The organism is Citrobacter telavivensis (assembly GCA_009363175.1).
Taxonomy (GTDB): Bacteria; Pseudomonadota; Gammaproteobacteria; order Enterobacterales; family Enterobacteriaceae; genus Citrobacter_A; species Citrobacter_A telavivensis.
This window is the reverse complement of record CP045205.1, coordinates 5,071,292-5,082,866: the sequence shown is the minus strand read 5'-3', so window position 1 is coordinate 5,082,866 and position 11,575 is coordinate 5,071,292. Positions and strand designations below refer to the sequence as shown.

Sequence of the window (11,575 nt, the reverse complement as noted above, 5' to 3'; positions counted from 1 at the left end):
TCAGATGATATCAGGAGGGGCCCTATGAGCCAGCACAACCTTTCACAGGCCACCACGGCCATCCTTTCATCACTGCTGATGGATGTTAAAAACGGCAATATTCGCCGCTGTGAGTCGCTGGGAATGTCACTCGAGGAGATACGCGCACTGAGTCAGTTGAGCCTTGATGAGCTGCATTATTTGAGCCAGTCACACGTTTCTGTGCTTGATGTTAGCCTGAATCACGAAAATTTTTGGCTGATGCTCAACCAGGCACGTAATGAGCAGAAACGAATGCTGATGATAGACCGGGCGCTTGAGCTTGGCGGTTCAATGGAACTGATTGATAAATACTTCGGCCTGTCTCCATCAGAGGTTAGCGCACGGCGTCGTCTGATGGGGATAGAGTCTCGCCAGGGCCGCACACAGTCTCTGACGGAGCCACAGGATTCGGCACTATGGATCGAGTGGAAGGCTGCCGGGCTATCATCCCCGGACTCTCATCAGGCTCTGGAAGCGATGATGCTTGCCGCTGAGCAGCATGGCCTGTCACTGACCGCAGTCTGGAGCAGGGTCTGCCAGTGGTGCCGGGAGACAACTCCATCCCGCAAGAGTGAATCACAACAGCGCAAGGAAGCATGATGCAGATGACCGACTTTTCTTCACGTCAGTACGTTTCCCCCTCGGTTCGTCGCAGGGCGCAACGGCTGTTCAGCGCAGTGTGCTGCGGTGAGAAGGTGTTCCGTCGGTTGACGATGAACGGCTATCTCAAGATAGATGTTGGGCCGTTCTGGCGCATCCTCAGTAAGGATGGAGGTAAACACTGGTGGCTTATGGATCATGAGACCTATAACCGTGAAATACGGCGGTAACGGAATGCCGCTGCTGACCGTACAGTGCCGGGTTTGTCCCGGCATTGTGCTGTCTCAGGTTGAAGAGGAGAGCAGAAAATGACCATTCCGGCAGACAGCATAGTTGCTCATACACTGTCCAGGATGCAGCGTAGTCTCGAACGGCGTACAGACACTGGTGATGTCGGTCAGGAGCGCAGCGGGCTTCTTTTTATGGGAAATGTACATGATGCGTTTCCCCGACAGCTGTTTCTGGATACCCGTCTTTCGCCACTGGATAAAACCGCCTGGGTGATGATCCGGTTGTATGCACAGCAGAATGAAGGTGCTGTTTTCCCGACTTATGATGAGCTCCAGGTTCAACTGGCGTCGGCACATTCAGAGAAGGCCTCCAGAGATACGGTCAGCCGCGTTCTGCTGATGCTGCGTCTTACAGGCTGGCTCAGCCTGTGTAAGCGTGTTCGCGACGACCATGGTCGTGTGCGGGGCAATATCTATGCACAGCATGATGAGCCGCTGGGCTACCGTGATGCTGAGACTTTTGATCCGGGCTGGCTGACCCTTGTTGAAGAGAGTTGCCTGAGCAGGAATAAAGCCGTCCGTATGACGGCGCTGGCTGTAGTCAATGACATCCTTCATGATCCGGGAATGCGCCACCGTCACAGCCGCTTGGCCATTATTGAGAGCCGGCTAAGTGCACCTGCCACACCAGAACAAATGGCTCGTCAGCGACAGGCTGTGCAACCGAGTCCGAAATCAGGACTCAGTAAAAAACGCATAAAAAACAGCCCGAATTCACTGAGTCCGGAAAACGGACTCAGTTCCCTTAAACCTGATAATTCACAGAATCCGGAAAATGGACTCAGTAAAAAATCAAGGACTTACGCCGGAGTCCGAAATTCGGACTGTAACGTACGTTCTTTCACACACAGTGTGAATAAAAAAACGTACGTACCGTGTGGTGAGCAATTCCTGCCAGATGATTTTCTGAACGCTCTGAACAGTGAAGACAGGCAGATGCTGAGTACGCAGATGGCTTCGCTTCCGGAGACAATGGCAAAGGCCCTTGCTGACATGCTGCGTGAGCAACAGGCCCTTGGAAGGCTCAACAATCCGGTGGGCTGGATGTTCTCTATGCTTCGCAGGGCGCGAAGTGGTGAGCTGAAAATTTCAGAGGATACGGCGACTGCCAGTTCTGGTGGAACAATTTCCCACCCGGTTGAATCACGTACTGTACCCACAGCCAACGTCCCTGTTCAACCTGCGAAACGCCCGTCTCAGGGGCAGGTAAGGGCTATGATTGCGGCTATTCGGCAACAGGTCCAGAAATGATTATGGCATCAAAAATCTGTTTTTGATTAAAAAGTGAGCTTGCTGCGGGGCGCAGCAAGTACAAAAAATGAGCAGAACTACTGGGCGCAATAGTGGTTAAAAAATGACCTTGTTGCGGGGCGCAACAAGTACAAAAAAGAATCAGGTTTCGATGTGTTGTGGTTGGGGTCTTGCGGGAAAGTATTGCTGTTGGTTAAAAAACGAGCTTGCTGCGGGGCGCAGCAAGTACAAATTTTAACCAACTTACAATTTCGTTCTTGGAATTATGAGTTTCGCGTTGTTGGAGATACCGGTGTTTCAGGACTATGCCTGCTCATCTTAACTGAGCACAGGTGACAACGATGGCAGAAAAAAATGAGAAAAGAACTGGTGCGCTGCAGTCTGAAATGACGATCGCACTGCATACGAATTACGCAATCGGGCTATGGCAGGGGCGTCAGCCTGAAAAACAGGACGGTGAAAAGCCTGCAAGGCATGGAATTATCGGTATGCCTCAGTTTTTCCACCGTGCGACTCTGATTAACCAGGATTCCCTGCGAAATAATCCATGGGCTGATGTTGCTATGTTTAACCTGGAAGAAAAGATCAAGGTTGCATCAGATTCTATGACTGCTTTGATACAGCAACTTGATGCTGAGATGTCAATGTTGCCGCCTGGTATTACATTGACAGAAGTTGCATCTGTTGAGCCACTCGATATCCAGGTATTTACACGAACCCCTCTGGGTTACAGGTGTGTGTTTCTGTTAGTAGGATTCGATCAGTTTGCGAAAAAGGCACTACAAGCATCGCATTATGGATTAATTACACGTTCTCGCCGTGATCATCATCTTAGCGAAGGTGGCAGATTAATTCGTCAGATCTATGGCTCTGTTTTATCTTATCGCCGTATTGATGCTACCCGGTTTGATGCTGTGGAAAACAACGAAACATGGAAACAAGCATGCGAGGTGGCGGGAGAGCCAGATTTGTCTGTTCTTCTTGGTGAAAAGCGCTCAGCTTTCTCACCGCCGGTTAATGAATCGAGCGTAAACCTGCTTCGTATGCGATATCGGGCTGCCTGACCGGGGAACCACCATGCGGTTGTTTATCTGCGAAAAGCCCTCACAGGGGCGAGATCTTGCGAATGTTTTGGGTGCCACCCGACGTGGCGACGGTTTTCTAACTGGCCCTGGCGTCACTGTTACCTGGGCAGTAGGGCATTTGCTGGAGACCGCACCGCCTGAAGCATACGGTCAACAGTATGGCAAACCATGGTCGCTCTCTGCTCTGCCGATCCTGCCTTCCCCATGGCAGGTGGTGGTAAAAAAGGAGACGCAGTCTCAGTTCAAGGTTATTGAGCGGCTGCTGCGCCAGGTCGATGATGTGGTTATCTCCACTGATGCGGACCGGGAAGGAGAAGTAATTGCCCGTGAATTGCTGGAATACTGCCGCTGGGACGGTCCTGTACAGCGGCTTTGGCTTTCTGCCCTTGATGAAATGAGCATCCGTGCAGCTCTCCAGGATCTGCGACCGGGTGCCGAAACTCTTGGAATGTATCATGCGGGACTTGGTCGCGCTCGTGCCGACTGGCTCATTGGAATGAATCTGTCCCGTCTGTATACACTGCTTGCAGTACAGTCAGGATTCGACTGTGTGATTTCTGTCGGGCGGGTGCAGACTCCCACCCTGGCACTGGTTGTCCGGCGTGATCGGGAGATAGCGACATTCGTCCCAAAACCTTTCTGGCAGGTTAAGGCGCTTCTGAGTGCGGGAGGGAGAACTTTTCCGGCGCAATGGGTACCTGCAAAGGTTTATACCGACGAAGAAAAACGCTGTGTACACCAAAATATAGCGCAGCAGGTAGCGCATCTTTGCCGGCAGGCTGGAGCAGCGACCGTAACAGAATGTGAGACGAAGCGTGAAAAAGCGGCAGCGCCGCTGGCTTTTTCGCTCGGCACTTTACAACAGGCCTGTGGCCTGCTCTGGGATATGTCACCCCAGCAGGTGCTTGACACTGCACAGAGCCTCTATGAGAAACACAAGGCAACCACTTATCCACGAACTGATTGTGGATACCTTCCTGAGTCTATGCGTGAGGAAATCCCCTCGGTTCTTTCCGCTATTGGTCTGTCTGATCCAGAGTGTAGTTCTCTTCTTTCAGGTCTAAATACTTCGTTTGTTTCGCGTATATGGAACGACAAAAAAATCACAGCTCACCATGGCATTATCCCTACCCGAAACGCGTTTAAGTTTTCTGCGTTAAGTGAGGCAGAGCGAAGGGTATACACCCTTATCCGCCGAAATTATCTGGCACAATTTCTTCCCCTGCACGAATCTGATATTACTCGTCTGCAGTTTGACATTGGCGGGCAACTGTTCCGCACAACAGGAAGGACGGAGATTGTAATGGGCTGGAAGGTCCTGTTCAGTAAGGAGGAAGAGGATAGTGCAGGGGATGATGATCTCAGTATTGAACTTCCTCCTCTCAGGAAGGGTGACCGTTGCGGAGTAAACGGTGCAGAGGTCGTGCAGCAAATGACTCGTCCGCCGGCTCACTATACTTTCGCAACACTCATCGGCGCTATGATGAACGCGTCAGCGTTTGTTACCGATATTGCTCTTCGTAAGGTACTGAAGGACAACGCCGGATTAGGCACGGAAGCCACCCGCGCTGGTATCGTTGAGCAACTGCTGAACCGCAGATTTATTGTGCGTAAAGGTAAGCAGCTTCGCGCGACTGATCTTGGTGCTGATGTCATTGATGCTCTGCCCTCGCAGTTAACCGACCCCGGAATGACTGCACTTTGGGAACAGGCTCTGGATGAAGTAGCAGAAGGACGCCTTACCCTGAATGATTTTTTGCAGCGACAGGTCGGATGGACCCGTAACCTTGTCAGCATGGGAGGACAGCAGCGGGTGAGCATTAGAATACCACCCACACCATCGTGCCCTTTATGTGGGGGGAAAACTCGCCTAAAAAAAGGACAGAAAGGAGAGTTTTGGGGGTGTACTCGTTATCCTGATTGCAAAGGAATCATCAACAACGACACCCAGAAACGTAAAAGCGCGCGTAGCTCTAAGGCTGTAAAACCAAAGAATAATTAATTCCTTGTCTCTCATTGCGGGGACAGGATGCCTTTGCTATTGTTGCGACGGCTCTGAAGCCGCACCTCGTGACTGCGGGTCCTGTGAGCATCAAATGCAGTGCTTGCAGGATACAGTCTTGTTGGCCGCGTCCACACCTGAACGTGAGTCAAAAAGGCACAAAACTCCGTGAAACCGTGCCGGGTCCTGAACACACCCCCGGAGCAACTGCGTAAGCAGGTCAACATCAGGTCTAATGGTGCAGACCTCACAGGCGGTGCCGAAAGGTGCCGCTTTTTTTATTTTTTGGCATTGATGATTTTTTACGCACACCGGCGTTGACATCTGCTGCGTCTGAATAAATGATAAAGAGGCTAATCGTTGTCATCGACAACTGCCAATGCCCTGGTGATTTGAGAAGGGCGCCTTCGGGTAATCACATGCCAATGCCACATAAAACCTGAGAGTGGCGCCTTCGGGTGGTAAACCTGTTTAACCTCTGAGAACAGGTACTCCTGGCGAGTTGAGGTCCATTTCACAAATACAGCCAGTCGGCAATAATTTGCTGACTTCCCTGCGGGAAACGTTATCCCGCAAGGGATAGATGTTTCTCCGCTACCAGTTTAGTTTTTACTCCGGAGATAACATCATGACTGCTACTACAACTGCATCTTCTTCCACCACCTCTTCCTCTGCCAGCCAGAAAAAAGAGTATTTCAATCTTAACGTAAGCGGTATCGGCTACCTGAGCTCGATTCGTCGTGTACAGGGCCAAAACGGTGAATTTACCTGCGCTGTCATTAATGCCCTGACTGGTCCTACCGACAATGCGTCATACACTCGTTTCGATGTCACTGTTGCGGGCCCAGAGGCTACAAAACTCATCAACCGCTGCCAGAAGGCCGTGGATGAAGAGGAAAAAGTATTGCTGGGGTTTGTGCTGAGCGGCCTGAAAGCTGACGTGTTTACCCTTCAGTCGGGTGAACATTCCGGTGAATCCAGACCTTCTCTGAAGGCTCGCCTGATTAAGGTCGAGTTCATTAAGAAAGGCCAGGAAGTCGTTTACACAGCGCCAAATGCATCTCAAACCCCGGAACAAGGTTCTGCGGCTCCTAAAGACTACGATCCGAACTCGTTTTAATTCTTTTTTCTTACATCCGGTAAATCTCTTTCGGGAGATTTACCTCTCTCGATAACGTAACGGAGCTCTCGCATGGGAAATCCATTCGGTTTACTGGCTTCAGAAGCTGGGTATCAATTACAGATCCAGGTTCTGTCCAGTCAGCGCGGTTTTTATATCGGAACCGCGAACGAAATGGGACCCGTGTCCCGTGAGTCAGTCGAATACTACAAAACCAGTCTGCAGGCCGATATTGCTCTTGAAAAAGGGGAATGGACGCAGCGTGAATATGATTAGGTACAGGAGATTACATCATGGCAAGTCGCGGAATTAACAAAGTTATTCTCGTTGGCCATCTCGGTCAGGACCCCGAAGTACGTTATATGCCCAATAGCACAGCTGTTACAGGGTTCAGTATTGCAACGTCGGAGTCATGGCGTGATAAACAAAGCGGTGAAATGAAGGAAAACACTGAGTGGCATCGCGTTGTGTTGTTTGGCAAACTCGCCGAAATAGCCGGTGAATATCTGAAAAAAGGTTCACAGGTATACATTGAAGGCCATCTGCGGACCCGCAAATGGACTGATAACGGCGGGGTTGAACGCTGGACAACAGAAGTTGTGGTTGGTGTGAACGGTACGATGCAGATGCTGGGTAGTCGTAATGCTCCAGCAGGTACCGGTAATGCTCAGCAGCCTGGGTCGGCGCAAGGAGGTTGGGGGCAGCCTCAGCAGCCTCAGCCTCAGCAGTCAGCTGCGCCACACAATCCTGCTAATGAACCTCCGATGGATTTTGATGATGACATACCGTTTCTGGGGCATGGTTATGGGATCTGCCGAAAAGCGATCTACGCCATTTCCTGATTGGATTTTACAGAGGCGCCAGTTTGACTGGCGCTTTTTTATTCAAGATAATCATGGCAGGAGCGGGGTACTTTTTTAATGCCAGTTATACTGAGAATTAACGGATTCAAATTTTTCTTTTACTCGAACGAGGGAAATCCTCTAGAACCCGCTCATATTCATGTCCGTAACGCTGATGGTGAAGCGAAATTCTGGCTTGAAAATGAAGTTAAACTGAGCAGGAACGATGGCTTCGATGCCCGGACTCTTAAAGAGTTGACTAAGATGGTTCAACATAACCAGACGATGTTTGTGGAGGCCTGGAATGACTATTTCAGCTAAAAATGTACGATTTGATGAGACCACCATGTGGGTCGAATTAAACGATGGCAGGGTGATGGGCGTACCAATCGCCTGGTTTCCTCGTCTGCTGAATGCCACAGACAAAGAACGTAATGACTATGAACTGAGTAAACGTGGTATTCACTGGGATAATCTCGATGAGGATATCTCAGTCGATGGCTTGCTCGCTGGCCGTGGTGACGTGACCCATGTTCCACATCGCGTAGCCTGATAATCATAAAGTCGCAGACTAAGGCGCCGGATTTTCCGGCGCTTTTCTTTTTAAGGTATTGCCAACTGGCTGGATAAATCGGTCTCGTGTAGCTCCTTTCCCTGCGCCCGAATACGGTGATAACCCTTGAAACTGGATATCCTGGTCTTTCGCGGTTGCCCCACCGAGGAAATTTTCTTCAGTTCGCAGTAATAGTTTTGCATTGTCCGAAAAGGCATCCCCGCCAGAATATCCGACTTGTTTCGGACAACTCCTGGGGATTCCTGATGGTAAAAATAAACCTGCAGACACGTTATCGGCTTGGGGCCATCACGCTTTGTCTGCTTGCCGCTGGCTGCACAGACTTTAGTTCTCGCTCTGAACCCATGAGCAGGCTTCAGGGCTCTCCCCGTGTTCAGGATCTTTATCAAAACCGTTCCCCTGAAGTTGTTCGATACGATCGTTACATACTTGCGAGTACGCGACCTGTAGATGCTCAGCGTGACCCACTGAATCAGATTATCGATATCAGGATGCCTTTGCAGATGGTGAATACCATTGGGGAAGGTATGCGATACGTGATGCTTGAATCAGGTTATTCACTGTGTTCAGGCGAACCGGGTGTATTCTCTGAATTGTTCGTTAAACCATTACCGGCTGTGCAGCGTTCAATAGGACCTGTGAAGCTTGGAGATGCTTTACAAATCCTCGCCGGGCCTGCCTGGCGTATGCGCGTAGATGACCTGAATCGAGAAATTTGTTTTGTTCTGCGTGATGAATATCGACATCTTGCCCTCTCAACAACAGGTCCCTTGCAGGCGAGTGTAGCAAGTCATGGAACAGGGAAATCTGCTTCTACAGGCACACTACTTAACAGTTCTAAGGGACTTTCTGGTACTGGAAATAATAGCTATCCGTTGCCTCCGGCTCGGCCAGAAAGTTCCATTTTGTCACCAGGGACACCAAAAGTTACCTCTCAAGCTGTTTCCCCTTTATCTGTTGCAACGACAGCAAAAACACCTCGTAACCCGTTCTCTGCCAGCGAGCCTGGGGAAAAATCTACGGTTCCGGTGCAGAAAACACAGGCAGGTCCCGCAGCTAAGTTAACATCTGGCAAGGTAAAACCATCAACAGAGTTGGCTCCTGCGCCTGCGCCGTCAGCATTGTCAGTTGCGTCAACACCTCTGAATAAAGCTGCACTTGGTGTGCCTTTAACTCCATCTGGTGCAGTGAAACCAGGTGGAACGGTTCAGAACAGTAATCCACCGTCCACTGTCATCTCTCCTACTGCTCCGGTCAGCGGAAAAACTGTTTTCACTCCGGGAGCATTGCTTTCCTCGTTACCAGACGGACAGGCCTGGACCGCGCAGGCAGGCACTACGTTAAAAGAGACTCTGATCCAATGGGCTACATCGGTTCGCTGTGAGAGTGGCAGTAGTCCTACCTGGGTAGTTATCTGGCCAACGCCTGTGAACTACCGCATCGATGTACCATTTACGCTGCGCGGTAATTTCGAGTCGATTATCGTGCAGCTGTTTAGGTTATATCGCCCTGCAGAAAAACCCCTCTATGCAGCACCAAATCGTCTTCAGTGCCTGGTATTCGTGGACGATAAGCCGATTCAGGACGGGAAATGATATGGGATATGCGCTGCCAGTTTTCGCGCTTTGTCTTGTCATCATCTTGATAGCCGGTGATGCACAGCACCACTCATCAGAGCATGTACGGCTTGCGCTGCAGCAGACTCAGCCTGAACAGCTTGCAGCAGACATGCTTCGGACTGCTGATGTCGTAAATAATTGGCGTCACGGGCGGTCCATAACAGATGGCCCCGTATCAACCGCACTGACTGGAATGCTGCCGTTACCAGACAGTCGCATCAAAAGCATTATTCAGAACGGTCGCCTGTGGATCTGGGTACCTGAAACAGACGGTGTTTATGCCGCGTTGCGCGCCCGCTCAGTGACTTCTGCGCTTGCCCTGACCGTAAGCGGCGGTCATCTGCGGATGGCGGATGGCACTGATATGAACCTGTCTCTGCCGTCCGGTGTGACGGAAGGCAGCATTGTTTATCTTAACTAACAGAATCAGGGAGCTGCGGATGCCGCGTATACCTTTCTGCCTGACAGTACTTACCGCTGCGTTTGTGCTGTCATCATGTTCGCTGAATGAAATCAGCAAAATAGACAAGGAAGCCGTTGGGCAGGCCGATACGGCTCAGCGAGTGTTGCAGAGTCGTCAGTCCATATCACAACCAACTGTTGTCTGGATGGATAAGCCCTGGGTAAACCTGCAGCCAGTCACGCCGGTGGTCTCCACTCCGGACGAAAAGAATCTGCCTCCCTGTCAGATAACGATTAATCGTCCTGACGGCATTTCACTGCCTGAGCTGGGACAGCGCATCACTGCGCTATGTGGTATACGAGTCTCCATCACACCAGATGCATTTGCTGCGCTGAGCAACGTGAGTACCGGCAGCGTGGTAACTTCTCAGATGAGTGGTCAACTGCCGGCGCCGGATGACAATGGTCGGGTTCCCCTGGCACAGATGGGGGCTACGTCAGCTCAGCCCGTCTCCGTTCAGCCATCACCGGCGCTCATGCGTGGCCTTAAATTCCAGGGAGATGTTCGTGATCTGCTCGATGTCGAAGCCAGCGGGTACGGGCTGTCATGGCGCAGTGACGGAAACGGAGTTTATTTTTATCGACAGGATACCCGCACTTTTCAGCTCGTTATCCTGAATACGAAAGTAAACAGTAGCGCATCAATTAACTCCGGCTCTGGCAATCAGCTGGGCAGCGGTGGCGGCACATCGGGGGGGACGAGCGGAGACATTAGCTCTAATCAGAAGACCGATTATGGCATGAACAGCGACCTGTACGACGACATTCGTAAAACCATCGAGCAGATGCTGACGCCAAAATCTGGTCGTTTCTGGCTTTCAGCAGCTACTGGCACGTTGAGTGTTACTGACACACCGGACGTTCTGGATCGTATTGGTCGTTACATTGAGTATCAGAATAAGGTTCTAAGCAGGCAGGTCCAGCTCAACATACAGATTGTCAGCGTCAACCAGACGCGTAATGAGCAACTGGGTCTTGACTGGGGGCTCGTATACAAATCCCTGCACAATTTTGGCGCCACTCTGACCGGTTCAATGGCCAATGCTTCGACTTCAGCAGGCAGTGCCGGCATTTCGATTCTCGACACGGCAACAGGCAATGCCGCCAAATTTTCCGGCTCCAGCCTGCTGATTAAAGCGCTTTCCGAGCAGGGCAACGTCAGCATGGCGCTGAACCAGACCGACCCAACAGCAAATCTGACGCCGGTAGCTTATCAGCTCTCAAACCAACAGGGCGTTCTGACAAGTTCCAGTTCAACTGCAACAGCTAACGTCGGGGTTACTTCCTCACAGACCGTAACCACAATCACCACCGGTTTGTTCATGACCATGCTGCCGTTCATCCAGGAAAACGGTGACGTGCAACTGCAGTTCGCTTTTAGCTATACCAGTCCACCGCAGATAGAGAAATTTATCAGTAGGGACGGGAATACCCGTAACGATATACCGAATACCTCGACACAGGGGCTGGCACGTAAAGTTAACCTGCGCTCAGGCCAGACACTGGTATTAACCGGATCTGAGCAACAGAACCTTTCTGCAAACAAGCAGGGAACATTCACACCCGACAACTTTATCCTGGGCGGTGGCCAGAACGGTACGCGCGGTCGTAACACGCTCGTGATTATGATCACCCCTGTTCTGCTGAGGTAATCCATGTCATCAAAGAAAAAATCTTCACTCCGTAGCGGCATTCGAGTCACCCACCAC

Annotated in this window: 13 protein-coding genes; all 13 read left to right on the top strand. The window is 51.0% G+C overall.

The window, feature by feature from the left end:
* Window positions 1-24 precede the first annotated feature (24 nt).
* The 13 genes from GBC03_26795 (at window position 25) to GBC03_26735 (ending at window position 11,518) form a co-directional block, all read left to right on the top strand.
* Window positions 25-621: a DUF2857 family protein gene (locus tag GBC03_26795; protein ID QFS73567.1), complete on the top strand. Its 597-nt coding sequence runs from the start codon at window positions 25-27 to the stop codon at window positions 619-621.
* Window positions 621-851: a hypothetical protein gene (locus tag GBC03_26790; protein ID QFS74140.1), complete on the top strand. Its 231-nt coding sequence runs from the start codon at window positions 621-623 to the stop codon at window positions 849-851. Before GBC03_26795 ends, GBC03_26790 begins: the two co-directional genes overlap by 1 nt.
* A gap of 78 nt (window positions 852-929) precedes the next feature.
* The gene (locus GBC03_26785) at window positions 930-2,162 is read left to right on the top strand and encodes a helix-turn-helix domain-containing protein (GenBank protein ID QFS73566.1); all 1,233 of its coding nucleotides are present in this window, start codon (window positions 930-932) and stop codon (window positions 2,160-2,162) included.
* A gap of 341 nt (window positions 2,163-2,503) precedes the next feature.
* Window positions 2,504-3,226: a TIGR03761 family integrating conjugative element protein gene (locus tag GBC03_26780; protein ID QFS73565.1), complete on the top strand. Its 723-nt coding sequence runs from the start codon at window positions 2,504-2,506 to the stop codon at window positions 3,224-3,226.
* A gap of 13 nt (window positions 3,227-3,239) precedes the next feature.
* Window positions 3,240-5,249 carry a DNA topoisomerase III gene (topB, locus tag GBC03_26775; GenBank protein ID QFS73564.1) on the top strand — a complete coding sequence of 670 codons (2,010 nt, stop codon included), beginning with the start codon at window positions 3,240-3,242 and terminating at the stop codon, window positions 5,247-5,249.
* A 628-nt stretch (window positions 5,250-5,877) separates the two neighbouring features.
* Complete coding sequence (locus GBC03_26770) at window positions 5,878-6,369, top strand: DUF3577 domain-containing protein (GenBank protein QFS73563.1); 492 nt, start codon at window positions 5,878-5,880, stop codon at window positions 6,367-6,369.
* Between the two features lie 72 nt (window positions 6,370-6,441).
* Complete coding sequence (locus GBC03_26765; protein QFS73562.1) at window positions 6,442-6,645, top strand: hypothetical protein; 204 nt, start codon at window positions 6,442-6,444, stop codon at window positions 6,643-6,645.
* Window positions 6,646-6,662: 17 nt separating this feature from the next.
* Entirely contained in the window at window positions 6,663-7,211 is a 549-nt protein-coding gene (gene ssb, locus GBC03_26760; GenBank protein ID QFS73561.1) for a single-stranded DNA-binding protein, read from the top strand.
* Between the two features lie 78 nt (window positions 7,212-7,289).
* The gene (locus tag GBC03_26755) at window positions 7,290-7,532 is read left to right on the top strand and encodes a DUF4160 domain-containing protein (GenBank protein QFS73560.1); all 243 of its coding nucleotides are present in this window, start codon (window positions 7,290-7,292) and stop codon (window positions 7,530-7,532) included.
* Window positions 7,516-7,764, top strand: coding sequence for a DUF2442 domain-containing protein (locus GBC03_26750; protein ID QFS73559.1), 249 nt, complete (start codon window positions 7,516-7,518; stop codon window positions 7,762-7,764). Before GBC03_26755 ends, GBC03_26750 begins: the two co-directional genes overlap by 17 nt.
* A 266-nt stretch (window positions 7,765-8,030) precedes the next feature.
* Window positions 8,031-9,380 carry a hypothetical protein gene (locus GBC03_26745; GenBank protein QFS73558.1) on the top strand — a complete coding sequence of 450 codons (1,350 nt, stop codon included), beginning with the start codon at window positions 8,031-8,033 and terminating at the stop codon, window positions 9,378-9,380.
* 1 nt (window position 9,381) lies between these two features.
* Window positions 9,382-9,825: a type IV pilus biogenesis protein PilM gene (gene pilM, locus GBC03_26740; GenBank protein QFS73557.1), complete on the top strand. Its 444-nt coding sequence runs from the start codon at window positions 9,382-9,384 to the stop codon at window positions 9,823-9,825.
* 19 nt (window positions 9,826-9,844) lie between these two features.
* Window positions 9,845-11,518, top strand: a complete 1,674-nt coding sequence (locus GBC03_26735) for a PilN family type IVB pilus formation outer membrane protein (GenBank protein ID QFS73556.1) — start codon at window positions 9,845-9,847, stop codon at window positions 11,516-11,518.
* The last annotated feature ends 57 nt before the right edge of the window (window positions 11,519-11,575 follow it).